Source organism: Streptomyces sp. O3, assembly GCF_054788135.1.
Genome location: NZ_JBTVYK010000061.1, coordinates 22112 through 43765 on the forward strand (window position 1 = coordinate 22112; position 21654 = coordinate 43765).

Sequence of the window (21654 nt, forward strand, 5' to 3'; positions counted from 1 at the left end):
GCCACCGGGCCACCTGCTGCGCGGCGATCAGCCTGCGGCACATCGTCCGTTCTTCGCCGGGAACAGCGCGACGTCCTCCGCACGCATCCGGACGGCATGCTGGGTGGAATCCTCACCTCGGGCCATATCCGGGTCCCAGACCCAGATGCTCTCACCCTCGGCGGGAAAAGCCAGCACGGGATGCCCGGTGGGCACCGGTCCTGGCGAGACGTGTACGGCGGCATCCTCCTCCAGGAGGCGTACGCACACGATGTCGCCCTGCACCCCGAAGTACGCCGGTGGACGTCTGCCTTCAGCAACATCCTGGAAGGCGCGCTCGGCCGCACTGGTCACCTGGTCCAGGGCGGACATGGCGACAAGGAGTGAGGAGAGGAGGGCCAGGAGGGGGACGAGCAAGGAGACCATCCCGGTCAACCCCAACTGCCAGTCGAAGTAGCGGGCCCAGCCGAGGCAGCCCAACAGGATCAGCGTGACCAGCACGACTTTACCCAGAGGCTTGAGGGCCACGAAGTACGTCCAGTAGAAGGGGACATGTACCGCGTCCGCGGGGATGCCGAAGCCATCCTCGAGATAGACGGCGTGCAGGAACCCGCCCGCCCAGGGAAGCACGAACGGCAGAGGCGCGACCAACACCGGCAGCAGCCAGTGCAGGTTGCGGCTGAACCACGAGTCGGCCACCGCATGCCACAGACCGGTTCCCATGACGAGGATGGGCAGCATGAGCAGGATCCCGGACAGCCGGGAGGTCACGCTCTCCGGGCGGCCGTCCTCCCACAGGTATCCGAGGTATACGGGGCACCCCACCGCCACGGCTCCGACACCGAGCCGGAACAGCCAGGGTCTGGACGCGTTCGAGGTGACCCAACGCCCCACCGGCCACACGAGGGCTACCGGAGGCAGGAAGGCGAGGAACCGCCACGGCCATGAGGACGCCGCGATCGCCATCCCGCATCCGAGAACGCCCGCGAACAGCAGGAGAAAGAGCGCCACGCGCCAGAGCGCACACCGCGCGGAGAGCGCGCGTGTCGGCCGCGGACCTACCGGCAGGCGCACATCGTGCCGTGTCGAGTCGAACGGCGGCTCACTGGCGGGCCTGTCGGGCCGCTGGAGCGCTGTCAAGGCTCGCGACTTGATGGGCCCCTCTGCCTCTTCCAGCTCCCCCTCTGCCCCTTCCGGCGCATAAGGCACCAGCAGCGACCGCTGGGTGTCGGTCACTCCGAGGGGGACCAAGTGCTGCCAGAACCAGGTCAGACGCCGTCCCGCTCCCTGGGGAGCCTTACGGTGGACATGGACGAGAAGGAGGTCCTTTCGCTCTTCCGGACGGTACAGCCAGGCGTCCGTGACCCACATGCCGACCTTCAGCCGGTCAGCGAGCCGGGTCGCCTTCTCTCGTGCGGACCCTGCCGCTCGCCACTTCGCGCCGCGCGATGCCACATCGACGACGAACGCCCTGTATCGCTCGTCGGGCGTGAGTCCGTCGCGCGGCTGGGCAGGCCGCACGCTCCACCCAGGCTGCTTCGACAGGGCCTGAGTAGCCCGCGCGATCTCGTCCGGGTCGTTCAGTACCTCGACGATCATCCGCACTCTGCGGTTGGCGGATCCGGGAGCGGGGCCGCCCTCCACCACGGCTGCCGCTGGAGCCGCGTCACCGGAGTCGGCTCCAGGGTCGCTCCCAGCGCCTGGTGCCGGGCCTCTGGGGCGCACCAAGAGACCCAGCACCGCTGCCAGAATCGCCATCGTCTGATCCCCCTTCGCTGGACGGGTGAAGCCAGGGAGACCAGCGTGGCAGGCGGCACTGACAGTCGGCCGGGCTCAGTGCCGGGCGGCGTAGCCCACGAAGGCCGTCCAGGCGGCGGGAGCGAGGGCGAGTTGGGGGCTGCCCTGCTGGTTCTTGGAGTCGCGGACGTGGACGGTGGTGGGGCAGGAGGCGACCTCCACGCAGTCGCCCTCGGAGCCGCTGCTGTAGCTGGACTTGTGCCAGTCGAGGGCGACCTCCACACAGTCGTCACCTTGCGAGCCGCTGTAACTGCTCTTGAACCAGGCGAGTTCGGACGTGCTGCTGCTCATAGCGCTCCTCGCATCCGCTTCAGCAGGCCCACGGAGTCCTCGGGAGTGAGGGCCTGTGAACGCAGTTTCGCATACCGCTGATGGAGGACGCTGATCTCTTTCCTGCCGGTGATGAGACGGCCGTTCTCCTGCCCTTCCGAGTAGCCGAACCATCGGTTGTCCGGGGCTTCCGCGAGCCTCAGCGGACCGTCGAGCCCGGCGTGCGCGGGCTGGCGCAGGGGCATCAGCTGCAACTCCACGTTCCAGTGCCGCTCCGCCACGTCCAGCAGGTGGTCGAACAGCTGCCGGGTCACCTCCTCGCCGCCCGTGCTCCGCTCCAGTACCGCCTGTTCGATGATGAAGCTGAAGGCGGTCGGCGGCTCGCGGTCCGTGGACAGCAGCTCCTGGCGCGCGAGCCGCGCGGCGATCCGCTGGCCCAGCTGGTCCGGACGCGGCAACGGCGGCACGCTGAGCGACACCGCCCGCGCGTACGGCTCGGTCTGCAACAGGCCGGGCACCACCCGGCATTCGTACGTGTACAAGCTGATCGCCGACGCCTCAAGCCGCGCCCACTGCCGGAACCAGCTCGCCAGGCCCGGCTGCCGCGACAGAAACGGCGCGGACTGGCGCAGCGCGCCGGTGTTGCCGAGCGGCGGCTCGGCCCGCTCCACGAATTCCAGGTCCGGCATCCGGCGGACCAGCTCGATCGACGCCACCGTGTGTCTGGAGAACCGCACGAGCGAGGCGAACTCCTCTCGGCTGAGCCCCGCGTGCTCGCGCAGCGCCCGTACCACCGCGCCGAACGTGCGCAGACTGTCGGACGGTTCCGGCTCCGTGAAGCCCGTACCGGGCGGGCCGCCCGTGTCTCCCGTACCGTCTGTGCCGCTCGCGCCGCTCGTCCTGCTGTCCTCGTCGTCCACTGCCATGGGACACCTCCCACGCGCCTGCCCCGCTGCGCACCCCGCACGAGCCACATGGTCACGTGCGGTGACGAGTACTGTCTACCTTGCGTGCGCGTACGCTCGCGCAGCGTACGCGGTGCGGGTCCACGGCTAGGCTGCTGCCATGTCCTCCGCTCCGATTCGTCCGCCCGCCCGCGCGTCCGCCCCGGCGTATCGGCGGCTGAGCGTCGAGGAGCGCCGTACCCAGCTGCTGGCCGCCGCGCTCACCCTGTTCGCGCGCCGGGCGCCCGAGGAGGTCTCGATCGACGACGTCGCCGAGGCGGCGGGGGTCTCGCGGCCGCTGGTGTACCGCTACTTCCCCGGCGGCAAGCAGCAGCTGTACGAGGCCGCCCTGCGGTCGGCCGCAGACGATCTGGAGCAGTGCTTCGCCGAGCCGTCGACCGGGCCGCTCACCGAGCGGCTCAGCCGCGCCCTGGATCGCTATCTCGCCTTCGTGGACCAGCACGACACCGGGTTCAGCGCGCTGCTCCAGGGCGGCAGCGTCGCCTCCACGTCCCATACCAGCGCCATCGTGGACGAGGTGCGACAGGTCGCCGCGGATCAGATCCTGGCCCATCTGGAGGTGGCCGAGGCCGCGCCCAGGCTGCGCATGATGGTGCGGATGTGGATCACGGCGGTCGAGGCGGCCTCGCTGATCTGGCTGGACGAGGGCAAGCAGCCGCCGGTGGACGAGCTCAGGGGCTGGCTGCTCGATCACTTCATGGCCCTGATGACCGCCACCGCCGCGTCCGACGAGCAGACCGCGGCCGCCCTGCGCGCGGCCCTCGGCCTGGAGGAGTCCGACGGCCGCGCCGGGGCGCTGGCCCGGCGCGTGCTGCCCGTGCTGGGCGACGCGGCCCACCTGCTGTGACACTGTCAGCGTGAAGAGCGAAGACACCCCGTTCGTCGGCGGCCCGCTGGACGGCCGGGTGCTGCCGGTGCTGACCGGCCTGACCGGGCATCCGCCCAAGGTGTACGAGGTCCCCGTGCCGGACCCGGACGGCGGGAAGCCCACCGTCCTGGTGTACCGGCGGGTGCCCGCGGGGCACAGCCGTCGGCTCGGCCTGGCGCGGGGCTGGATGTACGCGTACGACCCGGAGGGCGAGCCCAGCGGCGGCCCTAAGTGGCCCTGGACCAAGCCGCGGCGCGGCCCCTCCGGCTGACGTCGTGTCAATTCCGGCTCGCCACGCCTCCCGGAACGGGTGACGCGATACCGCCGGATCGCCCCCGCCACCAGGCGGCCCCCGCGTCGCGGTCGCGATGCTCGCGGTGGAGGTGGTCTTTGTGCCGGGCAACGTTCTTCGGCTGGTCTGTACGGCGACCGTGGCGGCGGCGGTGATGGCGGCGGGGCCCGCTGCCGCGGCGCCGGTTCCCGAGCCCGATGTCGGCTTCGAGGCTGCGGCGGTGGGTGGGGAGCCGTCCGTGGCTGAGCTGTTGACGGACCTTCAGGAGCTGTACCGCAGGGCCGAGGACGCCACCGAGACGTACAACGCCACCGCGGAGAAACTGAAGGCCCAGAAGGCCGAGACCCGAAGGCTCAGCCGCGCCCTGGCCAGGACGCGGGTCGCCTTGGGGGCCAGCCGGAGCGCCGCCGGGCGGCTGGCCCGGCAGCAGTACCAGAACACCGGCGACCTGTCCCCGTATGTGCGCCTGCTGCTGGCCCGCGATCCGCGGCACGCCCTCGACCAGGGGCGTCTGATCCGGCGTGCGGCGGCCGAGCGGGCGCGGACGGTGGGCCGCCTGACCGCGGGCGAGCGCCGCGCCGAGGAGCTGGCCGCGAAGTCCCGCGAGGCCCTGGACAAGCAGCTGACGCTGGCCGAGAAGCGGAAGGAGCAGAAGGACACGGTCACCGAGCGCCTGGCCGAGGTGCAGCGGCTGCTCGCCGGGCTGAGCGCGGAGCAGCTCGCCCGGCTGCGCGCGCTGGAAGAGGCCAGGACCGCCGAGGCCCAGGAAAAGCTGATCGCGTCCGGGGCGCTGGGCGGTCCGGCGACGCGGCCCCCCTCGCGGGCTGGCGCCGCGGCGCTGCGGTACGCGGTGGAGCAGATCGGCAAGCCGTACGAGTGGGGCGCCGAGGGGCCTACGGCGTACGACTGCTCCGGGCTCACCTCCCAGGCGTGGGGCCGGGCCGGGCGTCCGGTCCCGCGTACCTCGCAGGAGCAGTGGGCCGAGCTGCCGCGCGTGCCGCTGGATACGGTGCGGCCCGGTGACCTGGTGGTGTACTTCCCCGAGGCGACGCACGTCGCGCTCTATCTGGGTGACGGCATGGTCGTCCACGCGCCGCGGCCCGGCGCGAAGGTCAAGGTCTCGCCGATCGCGGCGAACCCGCTGCTCGGCGTCGTACGCCCGGACCCCGGCGGGGAGCCCGTGGCGGACTTCCGCCCGCCGGAGCTGCCCGAGGGGGCCAGGGAGGGGTCGGACCTCGGGTTCGGGGGCTCGGGTTCGCGTCTGGGTTGAGGATCGGAGTCAGGCTGAGGGTGTGTCCTGTGCGTCCGCTGCCACCTGGGCGACGTACGCGTTCGCCTTCTCCGGGTCGTAGAAGAAGTTCTCGAAGTCGGCGGGGTCGTTGAAGCCGTTGGCGAAGCGGTGGGCGATCGGGGGGAGGTCGCCCGCCGCGCCGATGAGGTTCAGGACGTGCTCCGGGGGGACGCCGAGCATCGCGTTGGTCCACTTGGTGACGTGCTGGGCGGTGTCCCAGTAGCGGTCGAACGTGGCCTGCATCCAGGTCTCGTCGAACGGGCGGTCGCCGTGTTCGATGATCGAGGAGAGGTAGGACGCGGCGCACTTGGACGCCGAGTTGGAGCCCTGCCCGGTGATCGGGTCGTTGGCGACGACGACGTCCGCGACGCCGAGCACCAGGCCGCCGCCCGGCAGGCGGCCGATCGGGTTGCGGACCGTGGGCGCGTAGCGTCCGGCCAGCGTGCCGCCCGCGTCGGTCAGTTCGACCTTGGTGGCGCGGGCGTACTCCCACGGCGTGAACCGCTCCATCAGCTCCAGGGTGAGAGCGAGGTGTTCGGCGGGGTCCTTGACGCCCTTGAAGACGTCGAGGGGGCCGCCGGGTACGCCCTCCCAGAACAGGATGTCGGCGCGGCCGGACGTGGTGAGGGTGGGCATGACGAAGAGTTCGCCGACGCCGGGGACCAGGTTGCAGCGGACCGCGTCGTACTCCGGGTGCTCGGGGCGCGGGCCGAGCCCGTGCACATACGCCACCGCGAGGGCGCGCTGCGGGGTGTCGTACGGCGAGCGGGCGGCGTCCCGGCCGAACATCGAGACCAGCTCGCCCTTGCCCGCGGAGACCAGGACGAGGTCGTAGGTGCGGGAGAAGTAGTCGAGGTCGGAGACCGCGGCGCCGTGGATGACGAGCTGGCCGCCGCGCTGGACGAAGGTCTCCATCCAGCCGGACATCTTCACGCGCTGGTCCACGGACTGCGCGAAGCCGTCGAGCCTGCCGACCCAGTCGATGACCCGCTGGGACTCGGGACCGGCGACGGAGACGCCGAGGCCCTCGATCTTCGGGGCCTGGGACTCCCAGAAGTCGAGCTGCTGGTCACGCTCGTGCCCCAGCGCCGTGTCGAACATGCACTGGGTCGACATGACCCGGCCGGACCGGATCTCGTCCGCCGTGCGGTTGGACATCAGGGTGATCTCGTACCCCTGCGACTGCAGCGCCAGGGCGAGCTGGAGGCCGGACTGCCCGGCGCCGACGATGAGTATCTTCCGCATGGGTGTGCCTATCTGCTGACGGAGATTATTCGGGGGTGGCGTCCAAGGCGTGGGCGACCAGCGCGAGCAGGGTCTCGATGACCGTGTACCGGCGGCGCGCGTCCATGATCACCACAGGGGTGTGCGCGGGGAGCGTCAGCGCGTCGCGGACGTCCTCGGGCTCGTACTTCTCGGTGCCGTCGAAGTGGTTGACCCCGACGACGTACGGGATCCCGCAGCTCTCGAAGTAGTCGAGGGCCGGGAAGCAGTCGGGCAGCCGCCGGGTGTCGGCGAGTACGACCGCGCCGATCGCGCCGCGCACCAGGTCGTCCCACATGAACCAGAACCGCTGCTGGCCCGGAGTGCCGAAGAGGTACAGGACCAGGTCGTCGTCGAGCGTGATGCGGCCGAAGTCCATCGCGACCGTGGTGGTCGTCTTCTCCGGGGTCGCGGTCAGGTCGTCGTCCTCGCTGTCCTCGCTGGCCGAGGTCATCAGGGCCTCGGTCTGCAACGGGGTGATCTCCGAGACGGACGAGACCAGCGTGGTCTTGCCGACCCCGAAGCCGCCCGCGATGACTATCTTGGTGGCGATGGGGGCTCGGCTGGTGTCGGTCTGCCAGGGCTGGGCGCCTTCTTCCTCCGCCGCCTCGATGGCCGCGACTGCCGCGGCTGCCGTGGCTCCCGTGCGGAACTTGTCGGTCGTTTCAGAGACGGCGGAGCCCACTGAGCACCCTTTCGAGCAGCGCGCGGTCCGGCTGTCCCGGTCCGTGACCGGTCCCGTACACGCGGATCCTTCCCTGGTCGGCGAGGTCGCTGAGCAGCACGCGGACCACGCCCAGCGGCATCTTCAGCAGCGCGGCGATCTCGGCGACCGTACGCATCCGGCGGCAGAGCTCCACGATGGCCCGCAGCTCGGGTACGACACGGGTCTCCAGCGAGCCGCCGGGCAGCTCCAGGCATTCGTCGGGGGCCGTGAGCGCGTTGTCGATACGGGCGACGAACGTCTCGACGAGCAGGACGTGGCCGAAGCGAGTACGGCCGCCGGTGAGGGAGTACGGGCGGACGCGGGCGGGTTTACGGTTGCCGCCGCGGATCGGGAGGTCGGCTGTGCTCACTGGGCGCTCTCCATCGACTGGCGCAGTTCACTGCGGAGTTCGGGGGTGAGGACATGCCCGGCACGGCCGACGAAGAGCGCCATGTGGTAGGCGATGACGCTCATGTCGCAGTCCGGCGTGGCGTGCACGCCGAGCAGCGAACCGTCGCTGATCGACATCACGAAGAGGCTGCCTTCGGCCATGGCGATCATCGTCTGTTTGACGCCGCCGCCGTCCATCAGCTTGGCCGCGCCGACGGTGAGGCTGCAGATGCCGGAGACGACCGTGGCGAGGTCGGCGCTGGAGCCCTTGGGGCCCTTGGGGCTGGTCGCGGTGCGGTGCTCCCGCTCCCGGCCGGGGTCGGACGAGAGCAGCAGCAGGCCGTCGGACGAGACCACGGCCACCGAGTGCAGGCCGGGGACCTCTTCGACGAGGTTGGTCAGCAGCCAGTGCAGGTTCCGAGCCTCGCTGCTGAGGTGCTCGGGCGGCCTGGCCTCCTCGTCCGGGGTCCCCGGCTCACTCGTTTCGGTGCGAGCGCTCGGGGTACTGGGCGTACGCATGGGCGCAGTCAACTGCGGGCCTCCTCGGCTGTGTCCCCCATGTCTTCTGCGGTCCGGCCGGTGCCCGGTGTCCGGTCGGGTTCCGGTGTCCGGTCGGTGTCCGCACTGCGTTCCGAGAGTTCGGCCTCGACGTCGCGGCGGCCGTCCCTCGCCCCCTGGTGGAACCCGCCGAGTCTGCGGCGCAGCGCTTCGGCGTCTACGGAACCGGCGACGGCCCTGGCGGGCGTCGGCGCCGGAGTCGTGATCCTGGGCGTGCGCTTGGGCAGGCCCTTGTCGGTGACGCGCTCCCACTTCGGGGCGGGGGGCGCGGTGTCCGTGGTCGTGCTGGTGTCGGCGTCTCCGTCTGCGCTCGTGGGTTCGGCGTGGGCCGTCCTGGGGGCGGGGATGACGGGCGTGGTGCGGGCGTCCGGGGTCTCCGCCGCAGGAGCGGGGTCGGGTGCGGCTTGGGGCGTGGCGCCCCCGTAGACGCCGGTACCGCTGACCGTCCCGGCTTCGGCGGCCGTGCCGGCGTCGGCGGCGGGCTCGTCGGGGGCTGGCGGAGGCGTGGGGCGGTGGAAGGTGAGGGTCTGTTCGGCCGCGGTGATGAGGGGGTCGTCGGACGAGGGCTGCGAGGGCGGCAGCGTGCGGCCCGCGCGTAGGACGTTGGAGTTGGCCTCGGCCTCGGAGCCGGGGAGGTGGACGGCCGGGGCCGCGCCCGCGACCGGGGCGCCGGGCTCAGCGGCCACCGCCGTGGACGGGGTCGCGGCGAGGATCTGCTTCGGCAGGACCGCGACCGCCGCCACGCCGCCCTGCTTCTGCTCGCGCAGCTGGACCCGGACGCCGTGCCGCCCGGCGAGCCGGGCGACCACGTACAGGCCGAGCCCGAGGCCGCCGTCCTGCTGGTCGTGCGGTTCCTCCGGGTCGAAGTCCGTGAGGCGGGTGTTGAGTTCGCGCAGCCGTTCATCGGCGATGCCGATGCCCCGGTCCTGGACCGAGAGCATGACCTCGCCGCTCTCCAGGAGCCACCCGGAGACCTCGACCGGGGCGTCCGGCGGCGAGAACGAGGTGGCGTTCTCCAGGAGTTCGGCGACCAGGTGGCTGATGTCGTCCGCCGCGAACCCGGCGAGGTGGGCGTGCTGCGGCAGCGAGGAGATCCGTACCCGCTCGTAGCGCTCGATCTCGCTGACCGCGGCCCGCAGCACGTCGATCAGCGGGACCGGTCCCGGATGGGCGTGCTTGTGCTCGGTGCCCGCGAGTATCAGCAGGTTCTCGTTGTGGCGGCGCATGACCGTGGCGAAGTGGTCGAGCTTGAAGAGCGTGGACAGGCGCTCGGGGTCCTGCTCGCGGTCCTCCAGGTTCTCGATGACGGCCAGTTGCCGCTCGACCAGGCCGAGGGTGCGCAGCGCCAGGTTGACGAAGGTGCCGTCGACGCCGTGCCGGACCCGCTCCAGGCGGGTGCCCGCCTCGGCCAGCTCATGGCGCAGGTCCTCGCACTGGGCGGCGAGGGTCTCCTGACGGCCGACCAGGTGCTTGCGGTCGCTCTCCAGGACGGTGAGGCGCTCGCGCAGCCGCGCCGTGTGCGTGTGCAGCTCGTTGACGGAGCGGACGACCTGGGCGAACTCGTCGTTGCGGCCGGTGAAGCGCACCGGCTCGTCGGTGGCCGGGTCGTCGGCGAGCCGGGCGGTGCCCAGGCGCAGGACCGCGAGCGGCCGGGTGAGGGTACGGGCGACGGCCGTCGTGACGCCCACGGCGAGCAGCAGGCAGGCGCCGACGATCGCGATGCGGAGCTCCAGCGCGGTGACGTCGTCGTCGCGCAGCTGGGCGACGGTGGCGGTGCGCTCGGCGGTGAGGCTGTTCTCGACGCTGCGCAGCTGGTCCACGCGAGCGGTCAGCGCGGCGTCGACCTGGTCGCGGTCCAGGTCGAGTTCGGCGTCCGTGAGGGTCGGCTTGTCGGTGAGGCGGGCGAGGTACTTCTCCGCCTTGGTGATCTCGGGTCCGGTGACCGTGGAGCGCAGTTTGGCCTGGTGGACGCCGGGCCCGGAGCGCTCGAAGTCGGTGCGGGCGAGGTCCTCGCCGATCCTGGCCCGCTGGGCGGCGGCGGTCAGTTCGTCGCGGCGGGCGTCCAGCGGGGATTCCGGCACGCTGGTCACGTACTGGCCGGTGACGGGGTCGTACGAGGTGACCGGCTCGGGCCGGGGTGTGGCGAGCGCGGCGCGCAGCAGCCCGCGGCTGGCGGCGGCCTGCTCGACGGCGCGGTCGAGGTCGGCGAGCGCGCGGATGCCGGAGCCCGCGCGGGGCGGCAGCCGGTCGGCGAGCCGCTCGGTGAGGGCGCGCAGTTCGGCGATGGCGTCGCTGTACGCGGTGTGGGTCTCCAGGGCGGTGCCCTTGCCGGTGAGCGCGGCCCGCCGTACGCCGGAGATCGCGTCGAGGTCCTCGCGCAGGTCGCGGGGTGCTTCGGCGCGCAGTTCGGCGATCTGCCGGTCGACGCGGGCGCCGCCGCTCTCGGCGGGGCTCTCGTCCTTGGGGCGGCCCGCGGCGATGTACGACGTGATCTCGTCGCGTTCGTCGGAGAGCGCGTGGGCCAGCACGACGGCGCGCTGGGTGCGCTCGGCGAGGGTGACCAGGCTCTGTGAGTCGGCCAGTCGGTCGGAGGCCGCGAGCAGGGCGGGGGCTCCGGCTCCGGCGACCGCGGCGGCGGCCACGGCGACGGCGATGATCAGTCGGCTGCGTACCCGGACCTTGCGGCCGGTGGGGGCGGTGGGGGCGGGCGGAGGGCTCTTTGCCGCGTCGGCGTCCGACGGCTGAGCACCCGACGGCTGCTCGGGGCCGGCGTCGGCCTCTCCGCCGTTGCCACCTTTGCCACGCGGCCGCTTCATCTGCACCGGTGCTCGCAATCTCGATGTGCTCGTTGTTCTCGTTTCCTCGCCCGAGGAGGGCACGGGACGTGTCGTCCCGGTGCCCCGCCGACCCGGTGACGAAGAGTCAACACGGACACCTCTGGTGCGGGGTACCGACCCTTCCAGCGCTCCGGGAACGGCAGCCGCCCATCACCCGCCAGGCCACCCGAAGGAGTGAACATCGGCAGAAGGGGGCGGGCAAGTCTTCCTGGCATTTCCCCCGCCCGTGCGCGGAGCGCCGGTTGGACGGGCCGGGCGGGCTTTGGCAGGATGCCCCGCCGCGCGGTTCCGGAACTCAGCAATCCGCCCAAATCCCGCCTTGACGGCGGGCCGTGAGGGGTCCGCGGGCGCGCCGTGAAGGGCTCGTGCAGACTGGCTGGATGCGTATGGAACTCGCCACCGATCCCGGCCGCCCCGACCGTCCCGACGAGGACTACGCGTCGCTGGCGTCGCCCGCGTCGGGCCTGGGCGGTGCGCTGGTTCTGCTGGACGGCGTGACCCCGCCGGCGGGTGACGACGGCTGTCTGCATTCCGTCCCGTGGTTCACCGCGCGCCTCGGCGGCGCGCTGGGCGAACTGTCCGTTTCGCAGCGAGATTTGACGCTCGGCGAGGTGCTGCGCGAGGCGATCGGGCGCACCGCCCGCGCACACCGCGAAACGTGTGACCTTTCTCACCCTCGCACGCCTCAGGCGACCGTGGTGCTGGCCCGCTGGGACGCCGGTCAGGTGGAGTATCTGGTCCTCTCCGACTCCGTGCTCCTGGTCGAGGGGCCGGGCGGTTCGGTGACCCCCGTGCTCGACGACCGCCTGGACGCGCTGCCGCCGCGGGTACGGGAACTCGGCGCCGCGGCGCGCGCCCTGCCGGACGGCTCGGCCGAGCGGGAGGCCGCGGTGGGCGGGTACCGCGCGGCGGTGGAGGCCCTGCGCAATACGGAGGGCGGCTTCTTCACGGCGGCCGCCGACCCCGGCGTGGCGGCGCGGGCGGTCACCGGGACGCTGCGCCGGGACGAGGTCACCGCGCTGGCGGCGCTCACGGACGGGGCCGGGCGCTGGGTGGAGATGTTCTCCGAGGGGACCTGGGCGGACTGCTTCGCCCTCCTGCGCAAGGAGGGGCCGCGGTCCCTGATCGACCGGGTCAGGGCGCTGGAGACGGCGCGGGCGGAGTCGGGCCCCGCGTTCCGCTGGAAGAAGCACGACGACGCGGCGGCGATCTTCGCGGAGCTGTAGCGGGGCCTGTCCGGGTCCCCTGTCCGGGACCATCCGGGACCTGTCCGGGACCTGTCCGGGCCGGTTCCGCGCTCGGTTCCTGTCTCGGTTCTCATTCCGGTCCGTGCTCGGATCCCGTTCCGGTCCGTGCTCAGTCCTGGGCGTTCTCGGCGCGCGTGTTCAGCTGGCCGAGCAGCCGGGCCAGTTCGGCCACCTCGCGGCGGTCCCAGTCGGCGAGCGTGCGCACATACTGGGCACGGCGGGCCTCCCGTACCGTGGCGAAGCGCTCGCGGCCCTCGTCGGTGAGCCGGATCAGGGACGCGCGGCCGTCGGCGGGGTCCGGCTCCCTGGTGACCAGGCCGAGGTGCTCCAGGGCGCGCAGCTGGCGGCTCATGGTCGCCTTGCCGACGCCGATGTACGCGGCGAGGTCGGTGGCCCGCTGCGCGCCGTACTCGGCGAGGCGGGCCAGCAGCCCGTACGCGGCGGGCTCCAGGTCGGGGTGGACGGCGCGGGCCATCTCGCCCGACGAGGCGCGGGCGCGGCGCAGGAAGACCGTCAGCTCGCGCTCCAGCGCGAGGAACTCCTGATCGGCGTGGCCGACCGGAGCCTCCGGGCCCTCGCCGCTCTCGTGCACCTCAGCACCCACCGATTCGCCTTCCCGAACGCCGTCACGGTACGCCTCCAGTATTTCGCAGGCTGCTACCTCCGCGCTCCGGCGGGTGCCGCGCGCGAGGGGCGGCGCGGGCCCCTCGGACCCGCGCCGCCCATGTCACGTCATCTCACGTCGCCCCACGTCACCTCACGCGGCCACCGGGGTCGCGTCCGCCGCCCGCTGCTGGCTGTTCGCCGGCGCCAGCGCCAGTTCCAGCACCTGCCGGACGTCCGTCACCGGGTGGACGTCCAGCTTGTCCAGGATCTCGGCGGGCACGTCGTCCAGGTCCGGCTCGTTCCGCTTGGGGATCACCACCGTGGTGATCCCGGCCCGGTGCGCGGCCAGCAGCTTCTGCTTGACGCCGCCGATCGGCAGCACCCGCCCGGTCAGCGAGACCTCCCCGGTCATCGCCACATCCGTACGGACCAGCCGCCCCGACAGCAGCGAGGCGAGTGCGGTCGTCATGGTGACGCCCGCGCTGGGCCCGTCCTTGGGCACCGCGCCCGCGGGGAAGTGGATGTGCACCCCGCGGTCCTTGAGGTCGCCCACCGGCAGCTCCAGTTCCGCGCCCCGCGAGCGCAGGAAGGACAGCGCGATCCGCGCGGACTCCTTCATCACGTCGCCCAGCTGGCCCGTCAGGGTCAGCCCCGACCCGCCCGTCTCGGGGTCCGCGAGCGACGCCTCGACGTACAGCACGTCGCCGCCCGCGCCCGTCACGGCCAGCCCGGTCGCCACGCCCGGCACGGCGGTCCGCCGCTCGGCCGGGTCCTGGGCGGACTCCGGCACGTGGTGCGGCCGCCCGATCAGCTCCCGCAGCTCGGCGTCCGTGACCGTGAACGGCAGCTCGCGCTCGCCCAGTTCGTGCTGCGCCGCGACCTTCCGCAGCAGCCGCGCGATGGACCGCTCCAGGTTCCGTACGCCTGCCTCGCGGGTGTACTCGCCCGCCAGCTTGCGCAGCGCGGACTCGTCGAGCGTGACTTCCTCGCCGCCCAGACCGGCCCGTTCCAGCTGCCGGTTCACCAGGTGGTCGCGGGCGATGACGACCTTCTCGTCCTCGGTGTAGCCGTCGAGCCGGACCAGCTCCATCCGGTCCAGCAGCGCCTCCGGGATGGCCTCCAGGACGTTCGCGGTGGCCAGGAAGACCACGTCGCTCAGGTCCAGCTCGACCTCCAGGTAGTGGTCCCGGAAGGTGTGGTTCTGCGCGGGGTCGAGCACCTCCAGCAGCGCGGCCGCCGGGTCGCCGCGGAAGTCCGACCCCACCTTGTCGATCTCGTCGAGCAGCACGACCGGGTTCATCGACCCGGCCTCCTTGACGGCCCGCACGATCCGTCCGGGCAGCGCCCCCACGTACGTACGCCGGTGGCCGCGGATCTCCGCCTCGTCCCGTACGCCGCCGAGCGCGACCCGGACGAACTTGCGCCCCATCGCGTGCGCGACGGACTCGCCGAGCGAGGTCTTGCCGACGCCGGGCGGTCCGACCAGCGCGAGCACCGCGCCGCCCGCCCGTCGCCCGCCACCACCCTCAACCGAGGCGCCTCGCGCCGCCCCTCCTGTCTGACGGCCGCCGACGACGCCGAGACCGCGGTCGACGCGCCGCTTGCGCACGGCCAGGTACTCGGTGATCCGCTCCTTCACGTCCTCCAGGCCCGCGTGCTCGGCGTCCAGCACGGCCCGCGCGCCCGGAATGTCGTACGCGTCCTCGGTCCGCTCGTTCCAGGGCAGTTCGAGCACGGTGTCCAGCCAGGTCTGGATCCAGGACCCCTCCGGCGACTGGTCGGAGGCGCGCTCCAGCTTGTCGACCTCCTTGAGTGCGGCCTCGCGCACCTTCTCCGGCAGGTCGGCGGCCTCCACACGGGCCCGGTAGTCGTCGGACTCCTCGCCTTCGGACTCGCCGTTCAGCTCGCGCAGCTCCTTGCGTACGGCGTCGAGCTGGCGGCGCAGCAGGAACTCGCGCTGCTGCTTGTCCACGCCGTCCTGTACGTCCTTGGCGATGGACTCGGCGACGTCCTGCTCGGCGAGGTGTTCGCTCAGCCAGCCGACGGCCAGCTTGAGCCGCGCGACGGGGTCGGCGGTCTCCAGCAGCTCGACCTTCTGGCCGGTGGACAGGAAGGGCGAGTACCCCGAGTTGTCGGCGAGCTGCGCGATGTCGTTGCTGTCAGCGAGCTGCTGCACCCGGTCCACGACCTGCCAGGCCCCGCGCTTGCGCAGCCAGCTGGCGGCGAGCGCCTTGTACTCCTTGGCCAGCTCGGCGACGGAGCCGGGCAGCGGCTCGGGCACGCTCTCCTCGACCTCGACGCCCTCGACCCACAGCGCCGCGCCGGGCCCGGTCGTCCCCGCGCCGATCTTCACCCGGTGCCGCCCACGGATCAGCGCTCCGGGGTCGCCGTCGGCGAGCCGCCCGACCTGCTCGACGGTGCCGAGCACGCCGGTGCTCGCGTACGTCCCGTCGATCCGCGGCACCAACAGCACCCGCGGCTTGCCGGTATCGCCCCGCGCGGCGGCCTGCGCGGCCTCCACCGCGGCGCGCACATCGGCGTCGCTCAGATCCAGCGGCACCACCATGCCGGGCAGCACCACTTCGCCGTCGAGCGGCAGTACGGGCAGGGTCAGCGAGGTGTACGCCTTGGACTCAGCAGCCATGATCTCCCCTTAGGCACTCAAGTTGAGCTGTATCGACTCAATGCTTATGAGCCTGGAGATGTTCCCTCACCCCTGTTCGCTCTCGGCGATCAGGGCGCTGGACGACTCCCCTGCGGTCGTCCAGCGCCCTGCGGTCCCCGTACGACGCGGCAGGCGTCAGCCCTTGTGCGCCGGGACCGGGGCCGGGTCCGGGGAGCCGGGGGGCGTGGACTGGGGTGCGGGATGGGATGCGGGCTGGGGGGTCTCGTCGTGGGTGAGGTCCGGGAGCCAGCGCAGCCAGCGCGGGAAGTACCAGTTGTGATCGCCGAGCAGGGCCATCACCGCGGGCAGCAGCACCGCGCGGATGATCGTCGCGTCGATGAGCACGGCCACCGCGAGGCCGACGCCCATCTGCTTCATGGACTGCATCGAGAGCGTGCCGAAGATCGCGAACACGGCGACCATGATCACGGCCGCGCTGGTGACGACCCCGGCCGTGGTGACGACGCCGTGCGTGATCGCGTCGCGGGTCGTACGGCCCTGGACCTTCGCCTCGCGGATCCGGGAGACGACGAACACGTGGTAGTCCATCGACAGGCCGAAGAGGATCACGAACAGGAACAGCGGCAGCCAGGCGATGATCGCCCCGACGCCCTCGGCGCCGACCAGCGACGCGCCCCAGCCGTACTGGAAGACGGCCACCAGGATTCCGTACGCCGCCCCCACCGACAGCAGGTTCAGCACGATCGAGGTGAGTGCGATCGTCAGCGACCTGAAGCAGAGCAGCATCAGCAGGAACGCGAAGACGACGACGAAGGCGAAGACCGGGGCCACGGAGGACACGATCTGCTGGTTGAAGTCATACGATCCGGCGATCATGCCGGTGACCGGGGCTTCGAGCCCGTCGACTTGGCCCAGGGTCGCGGGCCGTACCTCGTCGCGGATCAGCTTCAGGCTCTCGGCCGCCTCGTCCTGGTCCGAGCCGCCGACCAGCGGCACCGAGATCACCGCGACGTTCTGCTCTTCGTGTGTGACGACCTCGACCGGGCCGTGCGACGCGCCCGAACGGACCGCTTGCGCACGGAAGTCCGCGATGGCCCGCTGGGTCTCGGGGGCGGAGATGTCGGCGGCCTTGACCACCACGTCGGCCGGTTCCGAGCCGCCGGGGAAGGCCTCGTTGACGCGGGTGTAGGTGGCGACGATCGGGAGTGAGTCGCCGAACTCCTGGTCCAGGGTGAGGTTCTGGGTCTTCATGCCGAGCGCGGGCAGCGCGACGGCGGCCAGCGCGCCCGCCGCGACCAGCACGGCGACCGCCGGGCGCTTGAGCACGGTGCGGAGTACCGCGTGCCACATGCGGCTCTCGCCGTTCGCGTCGGACCGTTTCAGCTTGCCGATGAACGGCACGCGGCCCTTCTCGACGCGCTCGCCGAGCAGCGACAGCAGCGCGGGCAGTACGGTCACCGAGCCGGCCATCGCCACCGCGACGACCATCAGCGAGGCCAGGCCCATGCCCTGGAACTCGGTGAGCCCGGTGAACAGCATCCCGGCCATCGCCACGCAGACCGTGACACCGGACACGATGATCGCCCGGCCGCTGGTGGCCGCCGCGATCTCCAGCGCGGTCTGGGCGTCCTTGCCCGCCGCCCGCTCCTCACGCTCCCGGCGCAGATAGAACAGGCAGTAGTCCACGCCGACGGCGAGCCCGACGAGCAGCATCACGGAGCTGGCGACGTCGCCCATGGGCTGCACATGGCTGACGATCGCCATCAGGCCCATCGTCGCGACGATCGCCGAGATGGCGAGCAGCACCGGCAGCAGCGCCGCGACCAGCGCCCCGAAGGCGATCAGCAGGATGCCGAAGGCGACCGGCACGGCGGAGTACTCCGCCCGCTTGAAGTCGTCCCCGAAGGCGTCGTCGAAGGTCTTGCCCATGCTGGCGCCGCCGATCTCGGCGATGTACAGCTCATCTCCGCGCTCGCGCTGCACGCCGTCGACGGCGGCGAGCACCGGCGCCACGCGGTCGGCGGCGGTCTCCGGGTCGCCGCGGACGTTGAACTGGACGAGCGCGCTGCGCCCGTCATCGGTGATGGTCTCGGCGTCGTACGGCGACCTCACGTCCGCGACCTCGCCGGTGCCCTGGACGGCGGCGATGACCTGGTCCACGGCCGCGCGGAACTCGGCGTCGGCGGCCGTCAGGCCCGCGCGTTCGGCCTGGATGAGGACGGTCTCGCCGACCGGTTCCTCGATGCCCAGCTCGTCGATGATCTGCGCGGCGCGGCTGGTCTCGCCCTTCAGCTGCTGGCTCTGGTCGACGTCCTTCTGGCCGGTGGCCGAGCCGCCCACCGTGGCGAGCACGACGAACGCCAGCCAGATGCCGACGGCCGCCCATCGGTGCCGGGCGCTCCAGGCGCCCGCTCGGGCGGCGATCCCCCGCGCCCTCGTGTCTCGATTCATGTGGTGTTACCTCCCACCACGACGCTAGGCACGGGCGCGGGCCGGTTCGTCGTGCTGCCTGGCGAGGTCTCAGAGCGGCGTCTCCTCCACACGGAGGCCGTCAGATCCGCATAAAGGAGGAAGCAAGCCCCTTACATCTATGGGGAGTTCGCCCCGTCGCCGTCAGGGTCCGCCCGGCCCGCGCGGGGGTCAGGGCGGCGGGGCGGGGACCGGCTGCGGCAGGATGGGACGTATGCGAGACGCGTACAACCCCGCCGAACCCGTCGTCCTGGATCGCCGAGAGGGCCCGTACGGCGAGGTCGCGCTGCGGCGGCACGGCGAGCTGCTGCAGATCATCGCCAACGGGTGCTTTCTGATGGACACCTCCGACGGGCGCTCGGAGCGGCTGCTCGTCGACGCCGCCGGTGCGGCGCTCGGCGCGCGCCGGGCGCCGAGCCTGCTGATCGGCGGCCTCGGCGTCGGGTTCTCGCTGGCGCACGCGGCGGCGGATCCGCGCTGGGGCCGGATCGCGGTGGTCGAGCGCGAGGCGGCGATCATCGACTGGCACACCGGGGAGCCGGGGCCGCTGGCCGCCGTGTCCGGTCCGGCGCTCGCGGACCCGCGTACCGAGATCCTGCACACCGATCTGGTCGGGTATCTGTACGCGCGCGGCGAACGCTATGACGCGCTGTGTCTGGACATCGACAACGGCCCGGACTGGACCGTGACCGAGGACAACGCGGGGCTGTACTCGCCCGCCGGACTCGCCGCCTGTCAGGCGCGGCTCACGCCGGGCGGGGTGCTGGCCGTGTGGTCCGCGCAGCCGTCCGCCGATTTTGAACAGGCTATGCGGAATGCCGGATTCCGGGAGGTGCGTACCGAAGAGACGCCGGTTGTCCGGGGCGTACCGGACGTAGTGCATCTCGGCGTCATGGCTGCGTAGCCGCACCGTGGTCCCTGCCTTTACTCTGCTCACCGACACGGATCACTTCAGGGACGAGGCGATGGAGCAGACACACACCTCCCACCACGGCACGGCGGCCACGCCGGGCGCTCAGCGGCGGGTGCTGGTGGTCGAGGACGACCTGACGATCGTCGATGCCATTGCCGCCAGACTGCGCGCCGAGGGCTTCGCCGTGCAGACCGCGGGCGACGGTCCCGCGGCCGTGGAGACCGCGCAGGCGTGGCAGCCCGACCTGCTGATCCTGGACGTCATGCTGCCCGGCTTCGACGGTCTTGAGGTCTGCCGCCGGGTGCAGGCGCAGCGCCCGGTGCCGGTGCTGATGCTGACGGCACGGGACGACGAGACCGACATGCTGGTCGGCCTCGGGGTCGGCGCCGACGACTACATGACCAAGCCGTTCTCGATGCGGGAGCTCGCCGCGCGGGTGCACGTCCTGCTGCGCAGGGTGGAGCGCGCGGCACTCGCCGCGACGGCGCCGCGCAGCGGGATACTCCAGCTCGGGCAGCTGGAGATCGACCATGTGCAGCGGCGAGTCCGGGTGAGCGGCGACGACGTCCATCTGACGCCGACCGAGTTCGACCTGCTGGTCTGCCTGGCGAACACCCCGCGCGCGGTGCTCTCCCGCGAGCAGCTGCTCGCGGAGGTCTGGGACTGGGCGGACGCGTCCGGCACGCGGACCGTGGACAGTCACGTCAAGGCGCTGCGCCGGAAGATCGGCGCGGAGCGCATCCGTACGGTGCACGGCGTCGGCTACGCGCTGGAGACCCCGGCGCCATGACCACCGGGCCCGCCCCCACCGGCCCCGACGCACCCCGCCACACGCCAGCACCCCCACCGACCACCGCCGCCCCCGCTGCCACCGGGGGCGGCGATGCGCGCCGAGGCGGGGCGTGTGCGCGCCGGGTGTGGGGCGTGGGGCGCGCGGTGTGGCGGTGGGTGCGGGGGGTGCGGCCGTTCTCGATCAAGGCCAAGCTCGGCACGCTCGTGGTCGTCTCGGTGTTCATCACCACCGGACTGCTGATGGTCGCCCTGCGCACCCAGACCGAGCTGCGCTTCATCACCGTCTTCTCGGTGATCGCGGCCCTGCTGATCACCCAGTTCGTGGCGCACTCGCTGACCGCCCCGCTGGACGAGATGAACACCGTGGCCCGCTCCATCTCGCACGGCGACTACACCCGCCGGGTGCGCGGCTCGGACCGCCGCGACGAGCTCGGCGACCTGACCTGCACCATCAACCGCATGGCGGAGGACCTGGAGGCCCAGGACCGGCACCGCAAGGAGCTGGTGGCGAACGTCTCACACGAGCTGCGCACCCCGATCGCCGCGCTCCGGGCCGTACTGGAGAACGTGGTGGACGGTGTGTCGGCCGCCGACCCGGAGACCATGCGGACCGCCCTGAAACAGACCGAGCGCCTCGGCGGCCTGGTCGAGACCCTGCTCGACCTGTCCCGTCTCGACCACGGCGTGATACCGCTGCGGGCCCGCCGCTTCGAGGTCTGGCCGTATCTGTCCGGGGTGCTGCGGGAGGCGCAGCTGCCGGGCGCGGCCGCCGCGCAGCGCCCCGGCGCGCTGCCCTCGTCCGCGCGGCACACCCGTACGGACGTCCATCTGCATCTCGATGTCTCGCCGCCCGAGCTGACCGCGTACGCCGACGCCGAGCGGCTGCACCAGGTGGTGACGAACCTGATCGACAACGCGGTGAAGCACAGCCCGCCGCACGGCCGGGTCACCATACGTGCCAGGTCCGGCGCGGCGCCGGGCTCGCTCACCCTGGAGGTGCAGGACGAGGGGCCCGGCATCCCGCGGTCCGAGTGGCACCGGGTCTTCGAGCGGTTCAACCGCGGCCTGGCCGCGCCCGAGCACGGTCCGGACAGCGACGGCGGTACGGGCCTCGGGCTCGCGATCGCCCGCTGGGCGGTCGATCTGCACGGCGGCCGGATCGGTGTGGCCGAATCCCCTCGCGGCTGCCGCATCCAGGTCACGCTTCCGGGTATGCCCTGGTCACCAGGTTGACGTAGGGTTCGAAACCACGTCGCGAGTTCGGACGAGCTCCCGGCCGAGGGTGCGGACAATCAGGGCCGCGACCCTTCTCTCACGCGTGCCTCACACACCAGAACCTCGCTTGTTTCCCGCCATTTCCACGCCCGAAACACGGCGTGCGGTGTGACTTACGCGACGTATGGCCCGCCCGGTCTGCATCTCTCGGCGCGGGAGGCGTAGCCTTGATTCCCGCTGTCCACCACCTTGTGAAGCGGAAGAGGGCGGTTACCGCCGTGTCGCCACAGTCCCCCAGTAACTCGAGCGTCTCGACCGAGCAGGACGGGCAGGGCAAGAGCCCTGCGGCCGCGTTCGGTCCCAATGAGTGGCTCGTCGACGAGATCTACCAGCAGTACCTCCAGGACCCGAATTCAGTCGACCGCGCTTGGTGGGACTTCTTCGCCGACTACAAGCCGGGCACCGCACCGGTGAAGCCGGCCGAGAGCCCCGCGCCGGGCACCGCGGGCGCGGCCCCGGCCGCCGCCCCGGCGCCGTCGGCCGCACCGGCCGCGCCCGCCGCTGGGAAGC

19 protein-coding genes are annotated in these 21654 nt (G+C 72.2%); 8 read left to right on the plus strand and 11 right to left on the minus strand.

Annotated elements, in window-relative coordinates; translation table 11 throughout:
• Nucleotides 1-27: 27 nt before the first annotated feature.
• From ACX6XY_RS25425 to ACX6XY_RS25435, 3 genes are all read right to left on the minus strand, one after another.
• Nucleotides 28-1578 (minus strand): hypothetical protein, encoded by a 1551-nt coding sequence (locus tag ACX6XY_RS25425; protein ID WP_460335250.1) that lies wholly within the window; start codon nucleotides 1576-1578, stop codon nucleotides 28-30.
• A 234-nt stretch (nucleotides 1579-1812) separates the two neighbouring features.
• A complete protein-coding gene (locus ACX6XY_RS25430) occupies nucleotides 1813-2067 on the minus strand; it encodes a DUF397 domain-containing protein (protein ID WP_460335252.1) in 255 nt (84 codons plus the stop codon).
• Nucleotides 2064-2972 carry a helix-turn-helix domain-containing protein gene (locus ACX6XY_RS25435; protein ID WP_460335254.1) on the minus strand — a complete coding sequence of 303 codons (909 nt, stop codon included), beginning with the start codon at nucleotides 2970-2972 and terminating at the stop codon, nucleotides 2064-2066. Before ACX6XY_RS25435 ends, ACX6XY_RS25430 begins: the two co-directional genes overlap by 4 nt.
• A 139-nt stretch (nucleotides 2973-3111) precedes the next feature.
• On the opposite strand from ACX6XY_RS25435, the gene ACX6XY_RS25440 reads away from it, so the two are divergent.
• The 3 genes from ACX6XY_RS25440 (at nucleotide 3112) to ACX6XY_RS25450 (ending at nucleotide 5441) form a co-directional block, all read left to right on the plus strand.
• Nucleotides 3112-3858 (plus strand): TetR/AcrR family transcriptional regulator, encoded by a 747-nt coding sequence (locus tag ACX6XY_RS25440; RefSeq protein ID WP_460335257.1) that lies wholly within the window; start codon nucleotides 3112-3114, stop codon nucleotides 3856-3858.
• 10 nt (nucleotides 3859-3868) lie between these two features.
• Nucleotides 3869-4150: a hypothetical protein gene (locus ACX6XY_RS25445; RefSeq protein WP_460335260.1), complete on the plus strand. Its 282-nt coding sequence runs from the start codon at nucleotides 3869-3871 to the stop codon at nucleotides 4148-4150.
• Between the two features lie 121 nt (nucleotides 4151-4271).
• Nucleotides 4272-5441 carry a C40 family peptidase gene (locus ACX6XY_RS25450; RefSeq protein ID WP_460335263.1) on the plus strand — a complete coding sequence of 390 codons (1170 nt, stop codon included), beginning with the start codon at nucleotides 4272-4274 and terminating at the stop codon, nucleotides 5439-5441.
• Nucleotides 5442-5450: 9 nt separating this feature from the next.
• Here the strand turns inward: ACX6XY_RS25450 and ACX6XY_RS25455 are convergent, their stop codons facing one another.
• From ACX6XY_RS25455 to ACX6XY_RS25475, 5 genes are read right to left on the minus strand one after another with little or no spacing between them, the layout of a single operon-like run.
• A complete protein-coding gene (locus ACX6XY_RS25455) occupies nucleotides 5451-6707 on the minus strand; it encodes a styrene monooxygenase/indole monooxygenase family protein (RefSeq protein WP_460335266.1) in 1257 nt (418 codons plus the stop codon).
• A gap of 25 nt (nucleotides 6708-6732) precedes the next feature.
• Nucleotides 6733-7338, minus strand: a complete 606-nt coding sequence (locus ACX6XY_RS25460) for a GTP-binding protein (RefSeq protein WP_460335303.1) — start codon at nucleotides 7336-7338, stop codon at nucleotides 6733-6735.
• A 52-nt stretch (nucleotides 7339-7390) separates the two neighbouring features.
• On the minus strand, nucleotides 7391-7801 hold the full coding sequence (locus ACX6XY_RS25465) for a DUF742 domain-containing protein (protein ID WP_460335269.1): 411 nt from the start codon (nucleotides 7799-7801) through the stop codon (nucleotides 7391-7393).
• Complete coding sequence (locus tag ACX6XY_RS25470; RefSeq protein ID WP_460335272.1) at nucleotides 7798-8352, minus strand: roadblock/LC7 domain-containing protein; 555 nt, start codon at nucleotides 8350-8352, stop codon at nucleotides 7798-7800. Before ACX6XY_RS25470 ends, ACX6XY_RS25465 begins: the two co-directional genes overlap by 4 nt.
• Nucleotides 8349-11195, minus strand: coding sequence for a sensor histidine kinase (locus ACX6XY_RS25475; protein ID WP_460335276.1), 2847 nt, complete (start codon nucleotides 11193-11195; stop codon nucleotides 8349-8351). Before ACX6XY_RS25475 ends, ACX6XY_RS25470 begins: the two co-directional genes overlap by 4 nt.
• 401 nt (nucleotides 11196-11596) lie before the next feature.
• On the opposite strand from ACX6XY_RS25475, the gene ACX6XY_RS25480 reads away from it, so the two are divergent.
• Nucleotides 11597-12442: a hypothetical protein gene (locus ACX6XY_RS25480; RefSeq protein ID WP_460335279.1), complete on the plus strand. Its 846-nt coding sequence runs from the start codon at nucleotides 11597-11599 to the stop codon at nucleotides 12440-12442.
• A 130-nt stretch (nucleotides 12443-12572) separates the two neighbouring features.
• Here ACX6XY_RS25480 and ACX6XY_RS25485 read toward each other — a convergent pair whose 3' ends face one another.
• From ACX6XY_RS25485 to ACX6XY_RS25495, 3 genes are all read right to left on the minus strand, one after another.
• On the minus strand, nucleotides 12573-13067 hold the full coding sequence (locus ACX6XY_RS25485) for a MarR family winged helix-turn-helix transcriptional regulator (RefSeq protein WP_460335282.1): 495 nt from the start codon (nucleotides 13065-13067) through the stop codon (nucleotides 12573-12575).
• Between the two features lie 153 nt (nucleotides 13068-13220).
• A complete protein-coding gene (gene lon, locus ACX6XY_RS25490) occupies nucleotides 13221-15713 on the minus strand; it encodes an endopeptidase La (protein WP_460335285.1) in 2493 nt (830 codons plus the stop codon).
• Between the two features lie 156 nt (nucleotides 15714-15869).
• Nucleotides 15870-18146 (minus strand): MMPL family transporter, encoded by a 2277-nt coding sequence (locus ACX6XY_RS25495; protein ID WP_460335288.1) that lies wholly within the window; start codon nucleotides 18144-18146, stop codon nucleotides 15870-15872.
• A 223-nt stretch (nucleotides 18147-18369) separates the two neighbouring features.
• On the opposite strand from ACX6XY_RS25495, the gene ACX6XY_RS25500 reads away from it, so the two are divergent.
• The 4 genes from ACX6XY_RS25500 to ACX6XY_RS25515 form a co-directional block, all read left to right on the plus strand.
• Nucleotides 18370-19068, plus strand: a complete 699-nt coding sequence (locus ACX6XY_RS25500; RefSeq protein WP_460335291.1) for a spermidine synthase family protein — start codon at nucleotides 18370-18372, stop codon at nucleotides 19066-19068.
• A gap of 61 nt (nucleotides 19069-19129) precedes the next feature.
• On the plus strand, nucleotides 19130-19867 hold the full coding sequence (locus ACX6XY_RS25505) for a response regulator transcription factor (protein WP_460335294.1): 738 nt from the start codon (nucleotides 19130-19132) through the stop codon (nucleotides 19865-19867).
• Nucleotides 19868-20034: 167 nt separating this feature from the next.
• Nucleotides 20035-21102, plus strand: coding sequence for a HAMP domain-containing sensor histidine kinase (locus ACX6XY_RS25510; protein ID WP_460335306.1), 1068 nt, complete (start codon nucleotides 20035-20037; stop codon nucleotides 21100-21102).
• A 260-nt stretch (nucleotides 21103-21362) separates the two neighbouring features.
• A partial coding sequence (locus tag ACX6XY_RS25515) for a 2-oxoglutarate dehydrogenase E1 subunit family protein (protein ID WP_460335297.1) occupies nucleotides 21363-21654 on the plus strand: 292 nt, incomplete at its 3' end.